The sequence below is a fragment of the Methylobacterium sp. J-090 genome, from assembly GCF_022829345.1.
In the GTDB taxonomy this organism is placed as follows: Bacteria; Pseudomonadota; Alphaproteobacteria; order Rhizobiales; family Beijerinckiaceae; genus Methylobacterium.
Window position 1 is genome coordinate 1 of sequence record NZ_JAKSXV010000085.1, and the last position, 24,403, is coordinate 24,403.

At 65.3% G+C, this 24,403-nt stretch carries 13 protein-coding genes and 1 pseudogene; 9 read left to right on the top strand and 5 right to left on the bottom strand.

The window, feature by feature from the left end:
- Positions 1–241, top strand: a 241-nt coding sequence (locus MKK49_RS14295; protein ID WP_244029507.1) for an FCD domain-containing protein, incomplete at its 5' end; no start/stop codon positions are given.
- A 42-nt stretch (positions 242–283) separates the two neighbouring features.
- Here MKK49_RS14295 and MKK49_RS14300 read toward each other — a convergent pair.
- Positions 284–1,330 carry a threonine aldolase family protein gene (locus tag MKK49_RS14300; RefSeq protein WP_244029509.1) on the bottom strand — a complete coding sequence of 349 codons (1,047 nt, stop codon included), beginning with the start codon at positions 1,328–1,330 and terminating at the stop codon, positions 284–286.
- Between the two features lie 136 nt (positions 1,331–1,466).
- Between MKK49_RS14300 and MKK49_RS14305 the strand changes: the two genes are divergently transcribed.
- The 6 genes from MKK49_RS14305 (at position 1,467) to MKK49_RS14330 (ending at position 11,603) form a co-directional block, all read left to right on the top strand.
- Positions 1,467–4,412 carry an FAD-binding and (Fe-S)-binding domain-containing protein gene (locus tag MKK49_RS14305; protein WP_244029511.1) on the top strand — a complete coding sequence of 982 codons (2,946 nt, stop codon included), beginning with the start codon at positions 1,467–1,469 and terminating at the stop codon, positions 4,410–4,412.
- A gap of 477 nt (positions 4,413–4,889) precedes the next feature.
- Positions 4,890–5,807: a LysR family transcriptional regulator gene (locus MKK49_RS14310; protein WP_244029513.1), complete on the top strand. Its 918-nt coding sequence runs from the start codon at positions 4,890–4,892 to the stop codon at positions 5,805–5,807.
- Between the two features lie 110 nt (positions 5,808–5,917).
- Positions 5,918–7,135 (top strand): CaiB/BaiF CoA transferase family protein, encoded by a 1,218-nt coding sequence (locus MKK49_RS14315; RefSeq protein WP_244029515.1) that lies wholly within the window; start codon positions 5,918–5,920, stop codon positions 7,133–7,135.
- Positions 7,132–8,052, top strand: coding sequence for a hydroxymethylglutaryl-CoA lyase (locus MKK49_RS14320; protein ID WP_244029517.1), 921 nt, complete (start codon positions 7,132–7,134; stop codon positions 8,050–8,052). Before MKK49_RS14315 ends, MKK49_RS14320 begins: the two co-directional genes overlap by 4 nt.
- 176 nt (positions 8,053–8,228) lie before the next feature.
- Complete coding sequence (locus tag MKK49_RS14325) at positions 8,229–9,551, top strand: MFS transporter (RefSeq protein WP_244029519.1); 1,323 nt, start codon at positions 8,229–8,231, stop codon at positions 9,549–9,551.
- Positions 9,552–9,650: 99 nt separating this feature from the next.
- Positions 9,651–11,603, top strand: coding sequence for an aconitate hydratase (locus MKK49_RS14330; RefSeq protein ID WP_244029521.1), 1,953 nt, complete (start codon positions 9,651–9,653; stop codon positions 11,601–11,603).
- A gap of 670 nt (positions 11,604–12,273) precedes the next feature.
- On the opposite strand, the pseudogene MKK49_RS14335 reads toward MKK49_RS14330, so the two are convergent.
- Positions 12,274–12,429: pseudogene (locus MKK49_RS14335) on the bottom strand (transposase); the annotation flags it as partial.
- 428 nt (positions 12,430–12,857) lie between these two features.
- On the opposite strand from MKK49_RS14335, the gene MKK49_RS14340 reads away from it, so the two are divergent.
- Entirely contained in the window at positions 12,858–13,835 is a 978-nt protein-coding gene (locus MKK49_RS14340) for a hypothetical protein (RefSeq protein ID WP_244029523.1), read from the top strand.
- Positions 13,836–15,111: 1,276 nt separating this feature from the next.
- Here the strand turns inward: MKK49_RS14340 and MKK49_RS14350 are convergent.
- Together MKK49_RS14350 and MKK49_RS14355 are read right to left on the bottom strand one after the other, a co-directional pair.
- Positions 15,112–16,284 (bottom strand): hypothetical protein, encoded by a 1,173-nt coding sequence (locus MKK49_RS14350; RefSeq protein ID WP_244029525.1) that lies wholly within the window; start codon positions 16,282–16,284, stop codon positions 15,112–15,114.
- A gap of 223 nt (positions 16,285–16,507) precedes the next feature.
- Positions 16,508–17,245 carry a hypothetical protein gene (locus MKK49_RS14355; protein ID WP_244029527.1) on the bottom strand — a complete coding sequence of 246 codons (738 nt, stop codon included), beginning with the start codon at positions 17,243–17,245 and terminating at the stop codon, positions 16,508–16,510.
- A gap of 925 nt (positions 17,246–18,170) precedes the next feature.
- Here MKK49_RS14355 and MKK49_RS14360 point away from each other — a divergent pair.
- Entirely contained in the window at positions 18,171–18,335 is a 165-nt protein-coding gene (locus MKK49_RS14360) for a hypothetical protein (protein WP_244029528.1), read from the top strand.
- Positions 18,336–18,427: 92 nt separating this feature from the next.
- Here the strand turns inward: MKK49_RS14360 and MKK49_RS14365 are convergent, their stop codons facing one another.
- Complete coding sequence (locus tag MKK49_RS14365; protein ID WP_244029530.1) at positions 18,428–24,253, bottom strand: glycosyltransferase; 5,826 nt, start codon at positions 24,251–24,253, stop codon at positions 18,428–18,430.
- Between the last annotated feature and the right edge of the window lie 150 nt (positions 24,254–24,403).

The window sequence follows — 24,403 nt, forward strand, 5'->3', positions numbered from 1 at the left end:
CCTGGCGACGACCTACGCCAATTTCGCCGGGCGCTTGCGTCGGGTGCGCTACGCCGCCAACCTCGACAAGGACCGGGATCGCTGGGGTGAGGCCATGCGCGAGCACGAGGAAATCCTCGACGCCCTGCACCGCCGGGCCGGGCCGGAACTCAGCGACATCCTGTTCCGGCACCTGCGCAACAAGCGTCGGGCGGCCGCAACACGGGAGGCCGCCATCGCCCCTGATTCCCCAGACGCGTGACCGGTCGCCATGACAGTCGCCCGGCCCCTCCGCTCCGGATCGTCATTTACGCATCGCAAACAAGCGTTCGGCCTCGGCGCGGATCACCTGCGCGGCCCGGAGGATGCCGGCCTCGTCGACCTCCAGATGCGTGGTCGCGCGGATCTGGTGCGCGCCGATCGCCCGGACCCTGACCCCGTGTGGGAAACAGGCTTTCGCGAAATCCGAGGCTGTCACCCCGAGTGGCTCAACCGAGAAGCACAGGATGTTGGACTGCGCCGCCCCAGCCTCAATGGCGAGCCCCGGCGCCCCCGCGATCCGATCGCACAGCAACGCGGCGTTGGTGTTGTCGCGGGTGAGTTGCACCACATGATGGTCGAGGGCGTAGAGCCCGGCCGCCGCCAGGATGCCGGACTGGCGCATGGCGCCCCCGAGCCGGTACTTCCAGCGCCAGGCCTCCGTGATGAAGGCGCCCGTGCCGCACAGGACGGCGCCGACCGGGCAACCCAGGCCCTTGCTCAGGTCGATCCAGGCGCTGTCGAAGCCTTGCGCGTAGTCCTTCGCCGCGATGCCGGTGGCAGCCACCGCGTTCAGGAGCCGGGCACCGTCGATATGCGCCTTGAGGCCACGTCCCTGGGCAATATCCCGGATGCGTCGCATGTCGCCGAGGGTCCAGACCGACCCCCCCGAAAAACTCGTGGTCTGCTCGATGGAGACCAGGGCCGAGCGCGGCGCGGTGCGGGCGGCCGGTCGGATCGCCGCCTCGAAGGCTTCCGGGGTGTAGACCCCCGCCGGGGTCTTCAGGGCCGCCACGGACACCCCCGCGATGGCCGCCGAGCCGGCCGCCTCGGTGTTGTAGATGTGAGACTGGTCGTCGACGACGATCTCGTCCCCCGGCCGCGTCTGCACCAGGATCGACACGAGGTTGCACATCGTGCCGGACGGCATGAACACCCCCGCTTCCATCCCCAGCAAGTCGGCCACCCGCGTGCACAGGTCCAGCGTCGTGGGGTCGGAATCCGACTGCTCATCCCCCACCACGGCCCCTGCCATGGCCGCCCGCATACCCGCAGTCGGCCGCGTCTGGGTGTCGCTGAACAGGTCGATCATGGGGCACACCCGCTTGCATGCAGAATTCCAGGGGCAGCTTAGCCTCAACCGCCTCGACCGCCACCCTGTTCTGTCCCGCCCCCTTCAACTTCCAGCCGTCGAGCCCGTGCGCGGCTTCACGCGAGGACGATGATTCATGACCGCCACGGCTGAGCCAGCGACCACACCCCGCGCCGCGACCCGCCAGAATGCGGGCCTCGCCCGGCGCCTAGCGGAAGCCCTGCAGGGCGAGGCCCGCTTCGACGCCTTCACCCGGGGCCGCTACGCCACGGATGCCTCGATCTACCAGATCATGCCGGCCGGCGTCGTCCTGCCCCGGAGCACGGCCGACATCGCGGCAACGCTCAGGATCGCGGCCGAGCACGAGATCCCGGTCATCATGCGCGGTGGCGGCACCTCGCAGAACGGCCAGCCGATCGGGCGCGGCCTCGTGGTCGATTGCGCGCGCCATTTCAACGAGGTCCTCGCCTACGACCCGGAACAGGGCACCGTCACGGTGCAGCCCGGACTGGTGCTGGAGCGCCTCAACACGCGGGTGAAGGTCGATGGCTGGTTCTTCCCCGTGGAGCCGTCCACCGCGACCCGCTGCACCATCGGCGGCATGGCGGGCAACAATTCGTGCGGTGCGCGCTCGCTCCGCTTCGGAAAGATGAGCGACAATGTCCTGGCCATGGAGGCCCTGTTCCACGACGGCAGCGCCTTCGGCTTCGGCCTCACCGGCAACGAGCAGACAGGCGTGACGGGCTCCGCGCGGGCCGAGGCCCTGGCCGCCGCGATGCGGGCGTTGGCGGAGGCTGAGCGGGACGAGATCCTGGCGCGCTTCCCCCAGGTGCAGCGCCGGGTCGGCGGCTACAACCTCGATGCCCTGATCGAGCCGCGCCCCAACCTCGCCCACCTCCTCGTCGGCTCAGAAGGCACGTTGGCGGCCACTACCAGCGTGACCTTGAAGCTGTCGCGCCTGCCGGCACACCGGGTCATGGGGGTCTGCCACTTCCCGTCCTTCCGCTCCGCCATGGAGACGACGAAGGCGCTCGTCGATCTCGGTCCCGTGGCGGTCGAACTCGTGGACAACAACGTCCTGGTGCTTGGCGCCGACATCCCGCTGTTCCGTACTACGCTCGCCGACATCACCCGGGGTACGCCGAACTGCCTTCTGCTGGTGGAGTTCGCGGGCGACGACCGCGCCGCGCTCCTGCGCGATCTCAGGCGCCTGGACGCTTGCATGAGCGACCACGGCTTCCCGCACGCCGTGGTGGAGGTGCCAGAGCCAATTCGGCAGACATCCGTTTGGGAGGTCCGCGAGGCCTGCCTCAACATCATGATGTCGATGAAGGGCGACGCCAAACCCGTCTCCTTCATCGAGGATTGCGCAGTCCCGCTGGAGCACCTCGCCGATTATACCGATGCGGTCACGGAGGTGTTCACTCGGCACGGCACGCGCGGAACCTGGTACGCGCACGCCTCGGTGGGCTGCCTGCACGTCCGCCCAATCCTCGACATGAAGCAAGGCGGCGATGTCGCCAAGATGCGCGCCATCGCGGAGGAGGCGAGCGTCGCGGTCCGCCGGTTCAAGGGCTCGTATTCGGGTGAGCACGGCGACGGGATTTCGCGCTCGGAATACATCGAGCCGATGTTCGGTGCGCGCCTGACGCGCGCCTTCGAAGCGGTGAAGGACGGATTCGATCCGGATAACCGGCTCAACCCCGGCAAGATCGTCCGGCCCCTGCGGATGGACGATCGCGCGCTGATGCGGTTTCAGCCAGGCTATGCCGTGACGACGCCCGGCACCACCGCCCTCGATTGGTCGGATTGGGGCGGCTTCGGCCCGGCCGTCGAGATGTGCAACAGCAACGGCACGTGCCGGAAGCTCGTTGGCGGCGCCATGTGCCCGTCCTACCGCGTGACGAAGGACGAACAGCACCTCACGCGGGGCCGGGCGAACTCGCTGCGACTCGCGATCTCGGGCCAGCTCGGCGCGGACGCCTTCACAAGCCACGAGATGAAGCGCACGCTCGATCTGTGCGTCTCGTGCAAGGCCTGTCGCCGCGAATGCCCCACCGGCGTCGACATGGCCAAGATGAAGGTCGAGTTCCTGCACCATTACCATGCCCGCCACGGGTTGCCGCTCAAGGACCGGCTGGTGGCCGCACTGCCGCTCTATGCGGGCACGGCCGCCTGGCTCGCTCCCCTGCTGAACCTGCGCGATCGCGTACCCGCCCTCGCGCGCCTGTCGGAACGGGTCGCGGGTCTCTCGTCGCGCCGGACCTTGCCGCGTTGGCGCAGGCCGTGGAGCGAGGGGGGCGAAGCCGCCCATCCGAGCGACGTCAACGGCGACTTTCGCGACATCGTCCTGTTCGGCGACACCTTCAACCGCGCCTTCGAGCGCGAAAACCTGGAGGCGGCCGAGCGGGTGCTGACCGCGGCAGGCTACCGGCTGCATCGCGTCTTCCCCAATCGTGGCCGGCGACCGCTGTGCTGCGGCCGGACCTATCTCGCCTCAGGCCAGACTGAACGTGCCCGCGAGGAGGCCCGGCGGACGCTCGATGCGCTCCTGCCCTTCGTCCGTGCCGGCGCCCGGATCGTCGGGCTGGAGCCCTCCTGCCTCCTTACCTTCCGCGACGAATTTGCCGCCCTTCTACCCGGCCCGGAGGCCGGCGAACTCGGCAAGGCCAGCCTTCTCTTCGAGGAATTGCTGGCGGGCGATCTCGCGGCGGGTCAGATCGTCCTGCCGCTCGCCGATCAACGGGGGCGGGTGGCGCATCTGCACGGCCATTGCCACCAGAAGGCCTTCGGAGCCATGGGGGCGGTGGAAGCAACGCTGCGCGCGGTGCCGGGGCTCGATGTACGGGTGATCGAGTCAAGTTGCTGCGGCATGGCCGGCGCCTTCGGCTACGGCGTCGACACGCACGACGTCTCCCTGGCCATGGCCGAGCTGTCGCTGTTCCCGGCCTTGCGCCAGGCGGCAATCAACGATCTTGTCGTCGCGGACGGCACCAGTTGCCGCCATCAGATCTACGATGGGCTCGGGATCGAGGCACGCCACGTTGCGCGGGTGCTTGACGAGGCTTTGTCGGATACCTGAGCCCGTCCGGTGATGGCTCGGCGTCTTCCGAGTCATGGGCGCGAAGCCGTTGACCTTCGTTTCTCGCGGAAAGGTCCGCTTCCGCAATGGCGCTTCACTGAAGCAGTCCGGCAAGAAGCTACCCCATCCGGCTGTCGAGCGGACCAGCAGGTGTCGACCCGACTTTGTCATGGACGGGCGTCCTCGCTGCGCCGGGAAGCGGTCATTCGTAGCGCCGCCGATATGCCGCTGAGAGCATGCGTGGAACAATCGCAGGTCAGCGAAAGGGAGCTGGAATCTGGCTAGCCCTACGCATTCAGCACCTCGTTCTAAAATGAGCGTCCAAGTGCGCTTCACGAAGCGTCACGCCGAGTCTGGCCGGCAGACGTTTATCATCCACCTGAGGACATTGACGGCTTCGAACTCGAGCCGAGATACATAATTCGTCGGTTCCTGAGGCATAGAACCACCAACCCACGAAACGCCAACGGAACGGTCATGCCAGTGGGACCCACGTCGTCCAACCTGAACCGCCTCGACCTGAAGACCCTGCGGTTATTCGCGTCGATCTGCGAGGAGGGGACGCTCAACGGCGCGGCACGGCGCGCAGCCATCGCGCCGTCCGCGGTGAGCAAGCGCCTCGCGGAACTGGAGCGCCTGCTCGGGTGCGCATTGCTCACCCGGGATCCCAAGGGGATGCGCCCAACGCTGGCCGGGGACACGCTTCTGCACCACACCCGCCGGATGCTCGCCAGCGCCGAGCAGATCACCCTCGAACTCGCCGAACATGCGCGGGGGGTGCGCGGTTTCGTACGGGTGCTGGCCAACCTCTCGGCCATCGTGCAGTTCCTTCCCGAGGACCTACAGGCGTTCCTGGCGGTCCAGGCCGACATCCGGGTGGATCTGGAGGAGCGGCCGAGCAGCGGCGTCGTGGCCGGCGTCGAGGAGGGCGCCGCCGACCTCGGCATCTGTGCCGGGAACACGGACACGCGCTCGCTCCGCCCCATTCCCTATCGCCGCGACAGGCTCGTCCTCGTCCTGCCCGCAGGACATCCGCTCGCCGGACACGATGCGGTCGCACTCGCCGACACCCTCGACTACGACCACGTGGGCCTGCATCGGGAAAGCTCGATCCACGCCACCCTGCGCGACGAGGCACGACGCCTCGGCCGCCCGCTGCGCCTGCGCATCCACGTGCCGGGATTCGATGCGATCTGCCGGATGGCCCAGGCCGGGATGGGCCTCGGTGTCGTACCCGAACGCGTCCACGCGCTGCTGGGCCCGCAGATGAACCTGACGGCGGTGGCGCTCTCGGACCCCTGGGCCCTACGCACCCTGAATTTGGTCGTTCGACCCGGGGCCTTGGCCCCTGCGGCATCCCTTCTCCTCGATCATCTCCACGAGACGTCCCGGTAACGGAGGGGCGCCGGCGTTCACCTCAGGAGAATGAAGGTTCGCGGATTACGTTTGGACTCAAGACAATCGGCACAATAAATCATCTTCCAACAACGTTGGAGGAAACGCCGATGCAGAATGCAGCCGCCCCGTCGGCCACCGGCCCGCTTGCCGGTATTCGCGTTCTTGAACTGGGTCAGCTCATCGCCGCACCCTTCGCGACGAAGATGCTTGCCGAGTTTGGTGCCGAAGTCATCAAGGTCGAGTCCCCGACGGACGGCGACCCACTGCGCAAGTGGCGCAAGATGCACGAGGGAACCTCCCTCTGGTGGTACTTGCAGTCGCGCAACAAGAAGTCCATCGCGGTCAACCTGAAGTCGCCGGACGGCCTTGCGCTCGTCAAGGATCTCGCACGAAGCGCCGACGTGGTCGTCGAGAACTTCCGGCCCGGCGGTCTGGAGAAGCTCGGTCTCGGCTGGGACGTGCTCTCGGAATTGAACCCGAAGCTCATCATGGTCCGCATCTCGGGCTACGGCCAGACGGGCCCCTACCGCGACCGCCCGGGCTTCGGTGCCATCGGCGAGTCGATGGGTGGAATCCGGTTCACCACCGGCAGCCCGGACAGCCCGCCGGCCCGCGTCGGCGTCAGCATCGGCGACACCCTGGCTTCGCTTCACGGGGTCATCGGCGCCCTGATGGCCTTGCTGCACGTCAAGACCGCGGGCGGACAGGGTCAGGTCATCGACGTGTCGCTGGTCGAGAGCGTGTTCAACGTCATGGAGAGCCTCGTGCCGGAATACGACCTCCTCGGCGAGATCCGTACCCGCACCGGCGGAGCGCTGCCGGGCATCACGCCATCGAACACCTATCCGACCGGGGGCGACGGCTTCGTCGTCATCGCGGGCAACTCCGACCCGATCTTCCGCCGCTTGATGACCGTCATCGGTCGGCCCGACCTCGCCGACGATCCGACGCTGCGCAACAACGACGGCCGCTCGAAGGTCGCCGGCATGCTCGACGGCGTGATCGCCGACTGGACCCGGGCGCGCACCGTCGACGAGGCGCTGGCGGCCCTCGACGCCGCCGACGTGCCTGCGGGCCGGATCTACTCGGTGGCCGACATCGTCGCCGACCCGCACTACCAGGCCCGCGACATGATCCTCAACGTGGAACTCCCCGGCGGCACCCGGGTGAAGATGCCCGGCATCGTGCCGAAGATGTCTGGCACCCCCGGCGCGGTGCGCTGGCAGGGGCCGGCGCTCGGCGCCCACACAGACTCCGTCCTCGCCGCACTCGGGCGGGACGCCGAGACCATCGAACGCCTGCGCCGCGAGGGAGCCATCGGATGACCGACGCCATGCTGATCCAGGAAGTCGCGACCCGCGACGGATTTCAGATCGAACCCCGCTATGTCGAGGCGGCCGACAAGATCGCCCTGATCGACGCGCTCTCGGCCGCTGGCTTCTCGCGCATCGAGGTTTCGTCCTTCGTCTCGCCCAAGGCCGTGCCGGCGCTTCGCGACGCCGCCGAGGTTTTCGCCGGGATCGCGCGGCGGCCTGGCACCGTCTACGTCGCCCTGGTGCCGAACCCGAAGGGCGCCGAGCGGGCCCTGGCAGCGCGGGTCGACGAGGTCAACCTCGTCGCCTCAGTCAGCGAGACCCACAACCGCGCCAACATGGGCATGAGCCCCGACGCTTCGATGGAGGGTTTCGCCCTGATCATGGAGACGGTGAAGGGCGCCGACGTATCGAGCAACGCCACGGTCGCCACCGCCTTTGGCTGCCCGTTCGAGGGCGACCAGCCGGCTGACAAGGTGATGGCACAAGTGGAACGCTACCTCGCCCTCGGGATCACGGGTGTGACGCTCGCCGACACCACCGGCATGGCCAACCCCGTCCAAGTCGAGCGGCTCGTGACACGTGCGCTGGCCGTCGTGCCGGCCGAGCGGCTGACCCTGCACTTCCACAACACCCGTGGGCTCGGCCTGGCCAACGTGCTCGCCGCCTACCGTGCGGGCGCGCGTCGGTTCGATGCCGCCCTCGGTGGATTGGGCGGCTGCCCGTTCGCTCCCGGCGCCACGGGCAACATCTGCACCGAGGATCTCGTCAGCATGGCCCACGAGATGGGCATCGAGACGGGTCTCGACCTCGACGCCCTGATCGGCCTGTCACGCGACCTGCCGCGCCTCGTCGGCCACGACGTGCCGGGACAGGTCGCCAAGGCCGGCCGGCCCTGCGACCTGCATCCGGTGCCAAAGGCGGCCTGACGCCCGCGCGAACCATGCCGCGCCGGCGGCGGGACGCTTATCCCGCGTCCGAGCCCAACGACGCCCAGACCGTGACGGAAGCCCTCGCAAGAAAGGGCTCCGGAAGCCCGTGAGGCCTACGACCCGCGCCACGCGGGCAGGGCGTTCACGGCCCGTCCCCATCCCAGGAGGAAACCATGACCGCCGCCACGACAACCCCGCTCGCGGGCACACAGGACATCACCGAGAGCAGCGTGGTCCGCAAGGTCGCGTGGCGGTTCATGCCGCTGATCATGGTTTGCTACATGTTCGCCTTCTTCGACCGGATCAACATCAGTTTCGCCAAATTCCAGCTCCAGAGTGACCTCGGCTTCAGCAACGTCGCCTACGGGCTCGGCGCGAGCATGTTCGTCATCGGCTACGTGATCTTCGAGGTGCCCTCGAACCTGTTGCTGTACCGGGTCGGCGCGCGACGCTGGATCGCCCGGATCATGGTCTCCTGGGGCATCGCCACGGCGCTGATGATCTTCATCACCACCGAATGGCACTTCTACGTGCTGCGCTTCATCATCGGCGCGATGGAGGCGGGCTTCGCGCCGGGCATCCTGTACTATCTCACCCTGTGGTTTCCGGCATCCTTCCGGGGCCGCGTGACCTCGTTCATGTTCGTGGCCTCCGCCTTCTCGGGCATCTTCGGGGCGCCCGTGGCCGGCCTGATCCTGGGCGGCCTCAACGGCTTCGCGGGCCTGGCCGGCTGGCAGTGGCTGTTCCTCGCCGGCGGCCTGCCCTGCCTCATCCTCGGAGCGCTGGTGTTCTTCCGTCTGGACGACCGGGTCACCGACGCGCGTTGGCTGACGCCGGCCGAGAGGGATCTGCTGTCCTCGAAGATCGCGCACCACAACCGCGACATCGGCGACCATTCCCTGTGGGGGGCGATCAAGCAGCCGGGGTTCCTGCTGATCGGGCTCATCTACTTCCTGCTCCAGGTCGGCTCCTACGGGCTGAATTTCTGGGGTCCGGACCTGATCAAGACTGCGACCGGGGGGACGGCGGCCTCCATCGGCTTCCTCACGGCAATTCCCTATATCTGCGGTGCCATCAGCATGATCGTGATCGGGCGTATGTCCGACGCCTCGGGCGAACGGCCGAAGTTCGTGGCGGGGCTCGCCATCGCCGCGGCCATCGGCTTCTTCGCGGCCGGATTGTTCGACAAGCAGATCGTCCCCCTGTTGTTCGCCCTGGCCCTCGTCGGCGCCGGCATCGTCGCCTCGATCCCGACCTTCTGGACGCTCCCGGCCAAGCTCGTCACCGGCGCCGGTGCGGCGGGAGGCATCGCGCTCATCAACACCCTGGGCCAGTTCGGCGGCATCGTCAGCCCCGTCGCGGTCGGCTGGGTCAAGGACCTGACGGGATCGACCACCCCGGCGCTCTACGCCATCGGAGTGGTCTGCCTCATCGCGGCCGGGCTGGCGCTGTTCGCCATGCCGGACAGCCTGCGTCGCAGCGACCGCCAAGCCTGATCCGGCGGGCCGCGACGCCTCATCACCACCGGCGCACACCCACCCCATGGCGGGCGCCGGTCGAACCATCCTGCATCGAACGGCGACCGGGAGAGCCACGTGGCCCTGAACCTGACCCAGAAACTCGTCCGGTCCCATCTCGCGGAGGGTGACCTCACCCCAGGCGGGGACATCGCCCTCACCATCGACCAGACCTTGCTCCAGGACGTCCTGGGCGGGCTCGTCATGCTGGAACTTGAGGCGATGGGCGTCGAGCGCGTGAAGGTCGGCCTGGCCGCGCAGTACATCGATCACAACCTCGTCCAGAACGACAATCTCAACGCCGACGAGCACATGTTCCTGCGCTCGGCCTGCCGCCGCTTCGGCGTGTGGTACTCGCGCCCGGGCAACGGCATCAGCCACCCCGTCCACATGCAAAGCTTCGGAAAGCCGGGGCAGACCATGGTCGGCTCCGACAGCCACACCCCGGCCGCCGGCTCGCTCTGTATGCTTGCCTTCGGTGCGGGCGGCGTCGAGGTGGCCCTGGCCATGGCCGGCCAACCCCTGAACCTGCGCATGCCGCGCGTCTGGGGCGTACGCCTGACGGGCCGCCTGCCGGACTGGGTCAGCGCCAAGGACGTGATTTTGACCATGCTCGGGCGTCACGGCGTCGAGGGCGGTTTCGGCCGGATCATCGAGTATCACGGTCCCGGCCTCGACCACCTGACCGCCATGGACCGGCACGTCATCGCCAACATGGGCGCGGAAATGGGCGCGACCACGAGCATCTTCCCGTCGGATCAAGCTACGAAAGCGTTCCTCGACGGCGTCGGCCGGGGCGACGACTGGGTGCCGCTCGCCGCCGACGACGGCTGTACCTACGACGACCACGAGGAGATCGACCTCTCGACCCTCGTGCCGATGATCGCCAAGCCGTCGAGCCCCGGCAACGTCGTGCCGGTCTCGAAGGTCGCGGGCACCGAGATCTACCAGAGCTACATCGGCTCGTCGGCCAATCCCGGCTACCGCGATTTCGCGATGGCCGCCGCCATCGTGAGGGGGCGTCAGGCCCACGACCGGGTGTCGTTCGACATCAACCCCTCGACCCGTATCGTGCTGGAGACCCTGATCCGGGACGGACACCTCTCCGACCTCATCCATGCCGGCGCGCGGGTGCATCAGGCCGGCTGCAACGGCTGCATCGGCATGGGCCAGGCCCCGGCTTCAGGCCGGAACTCCCTCCGGACCGTACCACGCAACTTCCCCGGCCGCTCCGGCACGCGCGAGGACAGCGTGTTCCTATGCAGCCCGGAGACCGCCGCCGCCTCCGCCCTGACCGGCGTTATCACCGATCCGCGCACCCTCAGGATCCCCTATCCCCAGATCGGGACGCCGGAGATGGTACGGGGCAACGCGACGATGCTGCTGGCGCCCCTGCCGGAGGCGGAGGCGCGGGAGGTCGCCCTCGAGAAGTCCGCGAACATCACGACGCTTCCCGAACTCGGCAAGCTCGGAGCCTCAATCCGGGTGCCGGTGCTCCTGAAGACCGGCGACGACATCTCGACCGACGACATCATGCCGGCGGGCGCGCGGGTGATGCCCTACTGGTCGAACATCCCCAAGACGTCGGAATTCACCTTCGAACCCCTCGACGATACCTACCCGGGGCGTACGAAACAGGGCGGGCGGGAGCGCGCCGGACACGCCATCGTCGGCGGTAGCAATTACGGACAAGGGTCGAGCCGGGAGAATGCGGCGCTGGCGCCGCGCTACCTCGGGTTGGAAACGGTGCTGGCCAAGAGCTTCGCCCGGATTCACTGGCAGAACCTCATCAATTTCGGCGTGCTCCCGCTTACCTTCGTGGACCCTGCCGACTACGACCGGCTCGAACTCGGCGATGTCATCGAAATCGAGGATGTGTCCGGAGCGCTCTCCAACGGCAACGAAGTCCAAGCCACCCTAAGTGGCGGCAAGGATGGAATCCGGTTGCGCCACGACCTCTCTCCGCGACAGATCGAGATCCTCCTGGAGGGCGGTGTCATCAACTGGGTCCGCACACGGATCAAGGCATGATGCTCCACCGAACGGTTTTTCGATCCTGACCAGTGGTCTTGGAAGACCACAGGGCAAGGGGTTGCCGGACGCTGAGGTCGATGAGCTGCTAAAAGAGCGTACCCTCGAATCTGAGACGGCAACATCCAAATAGAGCTAAACACCGAACCAAAGCGGACAGGCAGTAAAACATCGAGGTTCCGTGAGAACGAGAGAGCAATAGAAAGAAATTCTCTCTGATACCATGAGTTCCGGCGTGATATGCATCCAAATGGCGCCAAAACCATTCTTCACCCCCCATGAATATTTGTTGTTGGGAAAATGTTCACCAATATTGGAGGGCGTCGGCGCTTTTACAGGGCCCGCACCCGTTCCGGCCATAGATCTCTGTCCACCAAACTGCCGGGAAGCGGACCTTCCTAGTGGTTGAGCCCTGACGGTCGAGTTCGTTGGGTGTTTCGGTTTGAGTTCTGTCCTGCGGATTTGGCGGGATGCGAAGTGATATCTCTTTTGCGCTCTCCACCTCGGATCGACGTCGACTCGAATCACTAGTTGCGGATCGAAACACGCCGTAGAAGCACCTCTGGCGCGCCCTTATCGTGCAGGTGAGCGACTGAGGGCTCGGGACGCACGCGATCACGCGTGAGGCGGGCGTGTCCAAGACCGCAGTCTGGCGCTGGCAGAACCACTTCTCCGGCACGCCCATGCCGACGAACTGCTTCTTCCAGCGATAAAAAATCGGCCCGGACATACCAATCTTCCAGCAGACCTCGTCCACCGTTGTACCGTGCTCCGCCTGCCTGAGGGCGAAAGCGCTCTGTTCGTTCGTGAAGGGTTTGCGAGGCATGGCATCCACCCTCCTTCAGGGTTCAGGATCCCAAAAAACTTGCGCTCAGCGCCGATCAGTTTGCGGGGTCAGGGTTACCCTCCTGCGCACGAACGATACGAGCGGAATGAAATATAAACCTAATACACCCATAACTAAGTGAAAACCCATTTTCTTACTAATTTCACCATTCATTTACTTTTGCAGAAGTCCTGTCAATTCGAAACGATTATATTTTATCATGTTTTCGCTTCATGTTTTATTAAATGTCATAGCATGTCGTTCGCACGGTCATGCGATAGATCTTCATCATTGTATGGAATGACGGTGCGTTGATGTCCGTGACTTGGTTGGACTGGTTTTCCTGGACGCGTTGTGCATTGCAACGCCGCGTCTACCGCGAAGAAGGCCGCTCTTTGCCAGTCGGACTAAAGACCACTGAGGGAGCGATGCGCGTCATCACCCAGCAGTGTGCGCTCAAGGTTTTGGACGCACAACGTGAAGGCTGGGCAGTGCCTGAGACTGAGAGGCTTCTCTCAATCTTGTTTCCTTATTTCATGCCCCGGATTCCTACGTCGTTGGGGGAGTCGCCCTGCAACCTGCGCCTAGAGCGCTCCGTCGTAGAGCCACTCCTTCAAATCGCCTCGCGCAATCCCGCCATTACAGACTGGTTGGATGTGTGCCAGGATGTACCACTGATCTACATCGATCTGCCTAGCAATTCATGGATGATTTCGGACTCGGTGCAGGTACAAGCGATTTTTGTTGATAACGGTATTGGCGGTTCAGACGATTTCATGCTCTTCATTGATGAAGAGCCGCGCTCGACCGTGACGGTCCTGCTTGCGCCGAGAGGCAAACGTTGCAAACGCCGGCTTGTATGGGCGATGGGTACCGATAGGTTTCATAACGAGTTGAACGGGGGAACTCCGGACGACCAAGCCGAAACCATTCCGTCTACGCTCGAATTAGTCGCGACGAGTGGACTTAGCGTCCCGGAATTTTGCCGCCTCGTTGAGAGCGTGATCGCGGCTTCGCTTTTCCAGCGTCACTCGCTCCGCGCGGCCATGCTGCCCGTCGCGCACGTCGGCGGTTTGCCGCGCGACTCGGTGCAACGTGCTGCGTACATGCGTGAATATGATGGAGCAGACCGCAGAGCCAGGAACAGGGAAGAGGTACGGTCTTTATTTCGGATCGAGCGCGTTGGGCTTGTACCTGAGGAAGTGCAGCGACGCATGCCCATAGAGGCGGTGAGAACCGGGCATGGTCCTTTGCTCTGCTCCGTGTGGGTGCGAGGCCATTATCGCAATCAAAAGCATGGACCGGGCCTTGGTCTCACGAAGCAAATTTGGATCGAACCTCATCGTAAGGGGCCGGAAGAGGTTTCGCCCCGACACCCGATGAGCTTAATTGGACGAGCGCCATAGCTCCTTCAAGCCGATGCTGTGCTATCGTCGCTCATCATGGTTCGAGACGCGGTCCGGATCGGTCTCGGGGCTGAATGCCTGCAAATCTCTTTGGTTCGCCACGCCCCATCCGCGGGAACACTGGTTCGGTGGGGCGACGTCGATGGTCCCGCCATCGCGCTCTGGACGCTCTATCCCTCTCGCCGACCGATCGGTCCGAACGATTATGTGGCCTACGCCTTTGCGAAAGGTGCTGTCGAAACCGTGTCGATCGGCTTTGCAAAGAAGGTCGCGCGAGGGTATCCGGGTGAACCGCGCGCGGCCCGGCCAAATCTACACGGAGATGTACGCAAGCGGTGAATGACCCGGACGCGTCGATCGCGTGAAGGGCAGCATCCCGACTGGACGCGTTGGAGTGCCCGAAGAGGTCGCCCGCGCGCTCATTTGGCGGCCGGTCCGGCGACCTCGTTCGTCGCCGCCACCTGTCTGGACGTCACGGGCGGCAAGGGATCGCGACTTAATGAACGTCCCAGCGTGCAGCTCGTTGGGCACCGTTTGCGGGAGAGCCCGGTCCGCCGTGAGCTCTCCTGAACCCTCACCCCGCCACATGATGAAGTAAAATATCGTCGAAGCGCCTGTGCCTGCGGTGGTTCTCGTTCCATTATGAGAGAGACGGCGTGGGGAGGGAAAAGGCAGGCCTGATCCCAGAAGGAGATCGTAATACGGCAATCTTCTGAATTCGACGTCTGGCGACACGCCACGACGAACGGAGGGCTTCGGAAGACTTTTACGAGAAGGCTCATGTCGCCGATGGGGATGGCGGCGGGGCGCCGCTGCGGGGGATCTCGACGTCAGAGTCTGGCTGCTCCCGGCTGACAAACTGAACACCCGGGTACTCAGCGATCCAGTGCAAGATCAGGCGCGAGGACGCTGAAGGAGACACCCCTGAAGCATGCAACGGACGCTCGGCTGAGTCGACTTGACCACCGGAGGCGGGGACCGCTTTCGAGAACAGGGCGTGGAACTGATGTTCACACACATCAAGCAGGGCAGGGGGAGTCCGACGGTTCCTGCTAAGCGGCCTCAATCGAAAACAGGGCGAATGCGCGATGGCCTGCACCAATCATAGACTTCTCAAGCTGACGAAGGCCAAGCGCTGAGCGCAAAGTCACCGTTGCGTCTGACCGGCTTCCAAGGCTGATTTCATCGCGCAAACTCCTTTTACTCGGCGGCTTCCCGGCCGAGGCGGGAGGCCGCCCGACACGATGTTTCCACGGCGTCAGTGGATCGCTCGTCATTAGGAACGCCTGTTCGTCCAATCACGAGAATCACGATCTGGCGGGTCACGAGGCTGACGAACGCGATCGAGTGCCAATCTTTGCGTCATATCTTCGATGCGCGCTTTATAGGTCTCGAACCATTCAGCGGTCTTGTCCGATGGGCTAGCGACAGCGTCGGGCCGAACATCCGGCTCCGGCAGCGGCTCGAATTCGAGCGGCGGATCCGCAGAGGCGCTGCTAGCCAAGAGGTCGGTGCCCGGTTCGACCAGGGTGTTCGGCGCAGCCAAAGCCGTATCGGCACGCACCGGCACAACGATGGGTTCAGGTCGCTCCGTTAACTCCCATCCCGATGCTGCACGCGCGTAGTGGGTGCGGGCGGTGCGCATCGAGAGATGGCCGGCGAGCGCCGCGATCTCCTCGGCCGAGAAACCGGATTTCTCCCAGGTCGCGATGGCGACGTGACGAAACGAATAGAGGGCGAGGCGGCGCCCTCCCGCGGCGAGTGAGGCGCGAGCCAGGGATGAGGCGAGACCGTTCCGCCATCGGGCGAAAGCCTGTGGGTTTCCGGGTGCCGGTGCCAGTCGGACCAGGATGCGGATCGCGGCGATGACGGCGTTCGGATAGTTTTTCAGGTCGAGCCGACGCCATCTGTCCTGGCCGTTGCCGAGCTTGGCATTCGGGATAGCGAGGATCGTCCCCTCCACGGTGGCACCGCAAAGTTCGACCGGGCGGAATCCCACGCGTGGCTCGACCAATGTGTAAAGTGCGGCTGCCGCCGCGGTCATGGTCCGGTCGCGCAGCGCGAGCTTTTTGAGGTGAACAAAAGCGAGCCCAGCCTCCACCTCGGTAGGATCCTTGATTCGCCGGCTTGCGCCGCGTGGCTCTGCGGGGCGTCCGCGACGGGACAAAAGCGCTGCTTCGATCCGCATCATCGTCGGCTCGGGTTCGCAGATGGCCCCGGCCCGACGAGCGGCACGGACGATAACGGAGACGATCACTCGCAAATCTTCGAGGTAGCGCCGGGTCGTCGAGGGTCTCAGCTTCGATGCGATATCCTTGGGCGCCCCTTCTACATCTTGCACCAAGGCCTGGAGCGGGCAAACCTGCGGGAAAGCGGCAATCGCGCGTTCCAGATGTTTTCGCCCCTCCAAGTAGTAGCTCGCCCGCGTTGAACTGGAACGCATTTTCACCCGACGGGGTGGTCGTAACATCTACGTTGTCTCCCGTTAGTCGACGGTGCCCCTGCGTTAGTCGACGGCGAGTTCGCGTTAGTCGACGGTTCATAGATCGGATGGATCGCTCCTTGGCCCAGCCTGAGCGCCGCTGATAGGAGTGAAGGTCCATGCCGTCAGGCGACCGCCTCCGCATTGCATACCATGGCACAAGGGGAGACGGATCCGGTCGAGCTTGCGGTTACGGACCGGAGAACGGGGCAGGATCCGAGTGCCCACCGTATGCGCCCGGGATTGCGCTGGGCAAGTTCTCCGGGGCGTCGTCATCCGGCATCGGTGCATCGACGCCACGCCGATCCCCGCCCGCCTCGTCCGAATGCATCCCAACCTCGTGCTCTTGCGCGGGAATCGTGTCCTCGCTGGCGCTGGTGTCCGACGCCGTCTCTCCCGCGGAGGTCTCGCTCGTGGCCGTTTCCGCATCGCGATCGGAATCCGAAAGGCTTGCTTCACCGTGCGATGGCGACGCGATGACGGTCACCCGGCCACCCACGGACTCGACGACGGCACGCACCGCGGCCTCGTCGGACGATCCGGTGAACTCGACGAAATTCGACCCATTGCGCTTGCGGTTCACCCGGAGCCCGAGGCTCACGAGCCGCTGCGCAATGTCGGACATCTGGACGAGGTCGCCCGGGACGCGAGCGACGAGATCGACGTTGGCGTCGTCCCCAGCGATGGCGGGAAGCAGGGACAAACGGATTTCGCGCCCCGCCTCGATCATTTTGAGCTTCTTGGCAGCCGGCAACGAGGCCATGTGCTCCATCAACCCGAGCGCGAAATCCATGTCGCTGAAGGACCGCGCGGCCTTCGTCGCGATGGCCGCGGCAGCGAGGTTCGCAAGCCCCTCGCGATCCTGCAGGAGCACGGCCTTCTTCAAATTCACGCGCTTCAGCGCCTCGGCGGTCTTCGTCTTCGTCATCGTTTCGCTCCCGGTCCACCCTGGATCCGGGATGACCATCCAATGGGTTTGGCAAGTCGTCAAAGACCATTATCCGGCCCAATAGAGGAATTTATTCTTCCAATAGCAAATCGTTCCCGTCAAACTCGAACTGGGTGATCTGGCGGCCTTGGGAGTGGCCCTCAGCACTTTGTTGGATTGACGCAACACTCCAAAACGAATGCGATGGCTCACCGTTTTGCGCCCGCCACCGGGTCGATCTCGGCAAAACCGCCCGTGGACGTTCCTAATCCGTGACCATGGGGAACAGGACCTTGGAACAATGCAGCTGAGAATCGGCTCGGGTGTTCCGGTTGTCTGCGGCAGCGCTATGGAGGAGGTGTTGGGGGATCATAGCCTGTTCCGCGCCGTCCCCCAGTTCGGCGACCGCCGTTGCCGCATCCGTGCAGATCACGGCGGACGCGCCCCTTGTGTGAAGCAGGGGCCGGACACCCATGGGGTCACGCCCGCACGTTGCGGAAATCAAGCCCTTGTTCGCGATCCAAGATCTGGATGTTGCGGGGTTGAGGCTCGCCGACCCAACCTCGCCTTCCGACCTCGCTGTTCCGTTGCCTTGGGTCGGCCGTCCGGTGAACACGCCCCCGAAACCGACCGCCGTCCCTCGGCCCGAGAGGCCAGACGATGAAATCTGCAACGCTCCGATGGTGGGCTCGTAGGCGGTCAATCGACCCTCCCACCGTGGGGATCGCGTTCCGGGCGGCACCTTTCCGTGTCGACGTATCGCGGCAACACGATGCCGGGCCAACGCTGAGTTCATGTCAGTTGACTGCGGGGCGGACCTCGTCGGTCACCTTATGCCAGCCCTCAGGGCTTCTCGTTCCTCCATTTGAGATCACGCGCTCCTGCCCCTGCCGGACGGGGAGTTCCTGTCCGGTGTCGCTAGACTATGGGCGCCGCAACCACCGATCTGAACGAGGATCGCGTGTTCGACCCGGCCGCCTCGCCGACCGAGTTGGTGATTGCGCCCGGCGGAAACTCGGGCGTATCGATCCGCCTACGTTCGTACGCGCCGTTCGCGATCTGCATCGATGCCGGTGATGCATTCTTTTAAGCGAGCCTTAACCGGGCAACACGAACGCATCGAGCTCGCGACGTTGCACGTCGCTCCCAACGCGATGCTCTACCGTATCCAGTGATGATGCTCTACCGCATCCAGCGATCGGGCTCGATTCCATAAGGGCGTTCCGGGCTAAGCCGCTGATCGTACCACCGGCTAGTGAGAAGCCGCGCCTCCGTCCCCGCCAACAGGCCGGTTCGATCGACCGGTAGCAACAGATTCGGCGCCGGTTTCCATACCGTCCGCAGGTAGGGCGTCACCGCGACCAATCTGTCATTTCGAGCGGCATCGAGTCCCAGCAAAATCATCAGCCGGTCCGACGTCAGGTCGTTTCCGTCGACGCGAAGCACGCGTTCGAGGGCAGAGACCCGAATCAGCACGTTGGTCGGGGCGACGACGTCGACGCAGCGCTGGGTGTGGACCTGACCGTGATAGGAATCGGCAAAGGACCGGCCGAGGTTGGGGTCGAGGACGGTCCCTTCTGGGCAGAAGAATGCCCCGGACCATCTGATCGTCCCCCCCGTGGCATCGGTCAGGATACCGGACGCGACGTCGAGGCGGTCGTCCCAAAGCGCCAGCGCCGAGAGTTCGAGGAGATCGGCCGCGTTGGGTTCAGAACCTTCGTGAAGAAACAGCCATTCGGCGCCTGAATCGACGGCGGCGCGCAAGGCCGCGCCGCCGTCAGCCCAAGCCTTTTCGGTGGACAGTTGCCCAACGTTGTCGAGGGACCGACGCGGGCGAAGGGACCACATGCCGGTGTGCTGGCCGCTGTCGTTGGCACGCACCGAGACATCGCCCCCCCGCCCACGTGCCTCGACCAGGCGGTCGAGGACGAACTTTTGCGACGCCACGGCCGCCGGCTTGTCGCCGGTCTCGGCGGAGGCCGTCGAGCCCGGATTGATTCGCCAGGCATAGAGCAGCTCCGGCACATGGACGGGCTCATACCCGGCGGCCCAGGCCCGCCCGATGGCGTCCCAATCATGGCACCAGGTTGCGCGGTCGTCGGCGTAGGCATCGATGTTGACGAGGAGATCGCGGCGCCATGCCATCAGGTGGGTCTGGTAGCAGCAGTTCGTCGAAAGGAACGGATCGAAGTCAGGCTTGAAGAACGGGCTCGCCTTGGCGGAAGCCGGATTCGACTTGAACTCATCGGAGTAGAACACCCGGGCCTCCGGGTACCGCTCGATCCAGTGCGCCATGACCTGGAGGGCGTCGATGGTGAGGTAATCGTCGGCGTCGAGGGGCACGAGAACATCGCCCTCTGCCGCGACGAGCCAGGTCCGGTTGGCGCCGGCGATTCCAGCATTCGTCTCGTGACGGATGACCCGGGCGTGGCCCGATGCCTTGACCTTGCCGAGCCAGGCCAAGGTATCCTGCCGGGTCGAGCCATCATCGACGATGACGATCTCGCGATTCTCGTAGGTTTGAAGCAGGCAGGATTGCAGCATCTCCTCCAGGAACGCGGCCGGCTGGTCGTAGACCGGCACGCACAGGGAGAACCGGATCGCGCCGGTGGCCGGATAGTGCCGGATGCGCCAGGCGATGTGGCGGTCGAGCCAATTTTCAAACGCCGCCGGGTCCGTCTCGATGGAAGCTCGCTCGGGCCGCAAGAGGACGCGGTAGTTGGGATCGCGCTGATCGAATCCTGGATTGAAGTAGGGATCCCGAAGGCTCGGCCAGCGCGCGTAAAGGGCCTCCTTCTCGCAGCGATAGGTGCCGGTCTTCGAAGCGCTCTCGTAGTGGTAGACGCGCACGCCCGGATCGACGACGCAGGTCCGCCCTGATTCGCGCAGGCGCAGGCAGAAATCGACGTCGTTGTAGTTGAGCGGGAAGCGCTCGTCGAAGCCGCCGAGGGCCTCGTAGTCGGCGCGGCGCACGATGGCCATGGCCCCGGTGACGCCGAAGACTTCGCGGCGGCACTGCAGCAGGTTGCCCGTGGCGCCCGCATGGCTCGGGGCGACGAAGAGCCCAGCATGGGACGGGCCCTGTTCGAGCAGGATGACCCCGTTGTGCTGCACGGTGCCGTTCTCGAACAGGCAAAGCGGGCCGATCATCCCGACATCCGGGTGCGACAGGAGGAAGGCGACGAGTTCCTCGCCGCCGCGGTTTGTGATCGCCTCGACGTCGTCGTTGAGGAGGCAGACGAACTCGCCCCCGGCGGCGGCAACGCCGATGTTGAGCTTGCGCGCGATGTTGAGAGTGCGATCCTGATAAGGAACGAGCCGGATGCCCGGTGTCTCAGCGAGCCGCGCCTCCTGCTCGTCGCTGAGATCGCCGTTGTGGACGATCACGTATTCCCGGTTCGGATAGAAGTCGGTGTTCTCGAAGCTCGCGATGCAGTTCAGGATCAGGTTGATGCGCCGGTCGCGCACCACGCGCGACCCCGCCCCCGTGGGGATCACGTAGGACAGGAGCGGCGGAGTGGCCGGCAGGGTGTAGTGCGTACGCCAGAATCCGTCGCCGAAGCCCGGCGAGACGGAGGCCCCGGGATCGCGCGCCCGGGCGAATTCGAGGAGGGAAGCTTCCTGGCGCCCCACGCTGTAGGATTTCGCCTTCATCGTGGTGGCGGTCGAGGTTGGGGAGGCGCGCCAGACGTAACCGATCACCGGCACGTGGATCGCCTTGGCGACATGGCGCGAGGCCCGCAGAACGAAGTCGTAATCCTGGGTCCCGTCGAACTCGGAACGGAAGTCCCCCACGGTGGCGAGGAAATCCCGGCGGTAGACGGCAAGGTGCGAGAGATACATGGTGTTCTCCAACAGCACCGGCGACCAGCCGGGCTTCAGCACCACGTCGTAGAGCTCGCCCCCGTCGGAGATCTTGCACTCGTCGGTGTAGACGAGGTCCGCGTCGGGATCAGCCTGCACGGCCTTCCAGATCGCCTCGAACACGGTGCGTGGCAGGAGGTCATCGTGATCGACCAGCGCCACGTGCGTCCCGTCGGCCTCGGCGATGGCGCGGTTCGTACCGCCCGCGATGCCGAGGTTGCGCTCGGCATACACGACCGTGACGCGCGGGTCCGCGTTCGCGATCCGGCGCAGGGCGCGCAGGGTGTCTGGGCGCTCCGATCCGTTGTCAACGATAACCCAGCGCCAGCCGACGTAGCTCTGGTTCAGCAGGGTCTGGAACAGTTCGCCTAAGTGCGACGGCTCGGTGTTGAAGGCCGGCGTCACCACGGTCGGGCGAAACCCCACGTCCGAGAGCCCGGCGGTGGCTTCAGACCGCGTTGGTTCGCACAGGTCGCGCAGACTGAGCTGTTGGCCGATCCCATGTGGATTCAGGGGTGCTTCACGACCCTCCAGGGTTCCCGTGCGCAGCCAATGCACGAGGGGATTGATCGCGCTGGCGCGAACGTCGGGGTAGCGCTCCAGATAGGTCTGGCCATGGAAGAACAGGGACGGCTCGCGCTCCTGCAAGTGGCCGCTTGTGAGGTAATGGGCGATGGGATCCATGCCGTCGGCGGCGACATCGGGATAGGTCCGAAGATAGTATCCGACGTCGAACAGACCGCTGCGGGCGATGAGCTCATAATCCGAGGCGATGCCGGCACCGGGCGGCACGGCGCCGCGCAGGGGTGGGCGCCGCCCCTCGGAGAGGCCGGTGCGGACCCAGTGGACCAGGGGCGCGGTGTCGGCGGCGTCGGGGTAGCGGGCGTGGTAGGCACGGCCGTCGAAGAATTCCGATGGCTCGCGCCCCTCGCGGAAACCGGAGGTGACGTAGTGGGCCACGGGATCGAGGCCCGTGTCGGCAACGTCGGCGTTCTCGCGCAGGTAGTAGGCCCGGTCGAACAGGCCGCTCTGCAGCGCGACCTGATAGTCAGACCGGATGCCGGCCTCGACATCGCCGACAAGACGGATCGGTGCCTCCCGACCCTCAGCGAGCCCGATCCGCAGCCAGTGGATGAGGGGCGCGATGTCGGTAAGCGCTACGTCGGGATTTCGCGCGGCATAGCCGCGCCCGTCGAAGAACACAGACGGCTCGCGAAGCTCGCGAAAACCCGAGGTGAGGTAGTGCGTCACCGGGTCGAGGCCCGCCGCCGCTACATCCGTGTTCTGCGCCAAGTAATACGCCCGGTCGAACAGCCCGCTCCGGATGGCGGCAAGATAGTCGGAATCAGGCTCGGCCTCGGCGGTCGTACCGCCACGGAACGGCGCTTCGCGCCCCTCACTCATGCCGATCCGGATCCAATGGATCAGGGGTGCGACGTCGGACAGCGCCACATCGGGATAGCGGGCGACATAGCGGCGCCCATCGAAGAATGATGAGGGCTCGCGGTTCTCGCGAAATCCGGAGGTGAGATAATGCGTGACCGGGTCGAGGCCGGCGTTGGCGACGTCGGTGTTCTGCGCAAGGTAATAGGCCGGGTCGAACAGCCCGCTTCGGGTTGCCAGGTTATAGTCGGAATCGTGCCCCTGCTCTGCGGCGGTAGCATGGACGGGCGGGTGGCGCCCCTCACCGATGCCGGTGCGAAGCCAGTGGACGAGGGGGGCGACGCCGGCCAAAACCACGTCGGGATAACGCGCCGCGTAGCCGCGCCCATCGAAGAAAGCGGATGGCTCGCGATCCTCGCGAAATCCACCGGTTAGGTAATGCGCCACCGGATCAAGCCCGGCCTCGGCGACATCAGTATTTCGGTCAAGATAATAGGCCGGATCGAACCAACCGCTGCGGACGACGAGGTCGTAGTCGGAGCCGAAGCCACGATCCTTGGGCACGCCGTCGGCCACGGGAGCCGGGCGGCCTTCATCGGCGCCGACCCGGAGCCAATGCACCAGGGGATTGATGCCGGCGGCCGCAACTTCGGCATGGCGTGCGAGATAGGCATCAGCATCGAAGAAGGCCGACGGCTGCAGCCCCCCGGCATAACCGATTTGGAGGTAGTGGGCGATGGGATCCTGGCCGGTGGCGGCAACGTCCGGGTTGGCACGTAGGTAGTAGGCGATGTCGAAAAGGCCGCTGCGGGCGATCAGGTCGTAGTCGGTGCCGGACACGGGCGCGGCGGTGTCCCGGATCGGCGGGCGACGCCCTTCCGTCTGACCCACCCGCATCCAATGAACGAGGGGGGCTGTTCCCGCCGCCCGAACGTCCGGGTAGCGCTCGGCATAGGCGTTGCCGTCGAAGAACGCGGCCGGTTCCCGCCCCTCGCGAAAACCATCGGTGATGTAGTGGACGATGGGATCGAGGCGGCTCTCCGCGACGTCGGGATTGGTCTCAAGGTAGTAGGCTGCATCGAAAAGGCCGCTGCGAGCCACGAGGGCATAATCGGTTCCTGGCCGGTTCGGCGAAGGCGCGGACCGAACCGGAGCCAAGCGCCCCTCGGTGCTGCCGAGGCGAAGCCAATGGACGAGCGGGTTGACGCGTGCTTCGCGCACATCGGCATTCTCGGCGCGGTAGCGGTTGCCGTCGAAGAAGGCCGAAGGCTCGCGCCCATCGAAATATCCGAACCGAAGATAGTGGACGATGGGATCCTCGCCCGAGGCGACGACATCCGGATTGTTGGCCAGATAGTAGCCGATATCGAAGAGGCCGCTGCGTGCCACCAGGGCGTAATCGGACCGGACTTCGCCGGACATCGACGCGTTGTCCTTTCGGACGGGCGCGGGCCGACCCTCGCCGGCGCCGTCTCGGAGCCAATGGACGAGGGGATTGATTCCGGCGGCCTTGATGGCCGGATCCGACTCACGGTAGCGGGTGCCGCCGAAGAAGGCTGAGGGCTCGCGCCCTTCCAAGAACCCGATCGTGAGATAGTGGGTGATCGGATCCGCGCCGGCCTCGGCGATATCGGGGTTCTCGCGTAGGTAGTAGCCGCTGTCGAACAGGCCACTGCCGGCGAGGAGATCGTAATCGGACTGAATCGTGGGATCGCTGTCGCGGCGGGCGCTGGTGCCGAACAGGGCTTTGATTGATTTCATCGGTTGAGAATATCCAGCAGCCGCACGATTGGACCCAAAGCCTTCGGGATCTGCCTAAGGCCCGAACAGCCGTTGTCGAGAGGTTTCCGAAGCCGGCTGATCCCGCGGAGCCAGACGACGCCCGCACGCGGGAAACGCCACATCATCAAT

Coding starts and splice junctions, on each gene's coding strand:
- MKK49_RS14325 (WP_244029519.1), top strand. CDS start 8,229: ATGACCGCCGCCACGACAACCCCGCTCGCGGGCACACAGGACATCACC.
- MKK49_RS14340 (WP_244029523.1), top strand. CDS start 12,858: ATGCGCGTCATCACCCAGCAGTGTGCGCTCAAGGTTTTGGACGCACAA.
- MKK49_RS14315 (WP_244029515.1), top strand. CDS start 5,918: ATGCAGAATGCAGCCGCCCCGTCGGCCACCGGCCCGCTTGCCGGTATT.
- MKK49_RS14310 (WP_244029513.1), top strand. CDS start 4,890: ATGCCAGTGGGACCCACGTCGTCCAACCTGAACCGCCTCGACCTGAAG.
- MKK49_RS14365 (WP_244029530.1), bottom strand. CDS start 24,253: ATGAAATCAATCAAAGCCCTGTTCGGCACCAGCGCCCGCCGCGACAGC.
- MKK49_RS14305 (WP_244029511.1), top strand. CDS start 1,467: ATGACCGCCACGGCTGAGCCAGCGACCACACCCCGCGCCGCGACCCGC.
- MKK49_RS14320 (WP_244029517.1), top strand. CDS start 7,132: ATGACCGACGCCATGCTGATCCAGGAAGTCGCGACCCGCGACGGATTT.
- MKK49_RS14300 (WP_244029509.1), bottom strand. CDS start 1,330: ATGATCGACCTGTTCAGCGACACCCAGACGCGGCCGACTGCGGGTATG.
- MKK49_RS14360 (WP_244029528.1), top strand. CDS start 18,171: ATGGGCGCCGCAACCACCGATCTGAACGAGGATCGCGTGTTCGACCCG.
- MKK49_RS14355 (WP_244029527.1), bottom strand. CDS start 17,245: ATGACGAAGACGAAGACCGCCGAGGCGCTGAAGCGCGTGAATTTGAAG.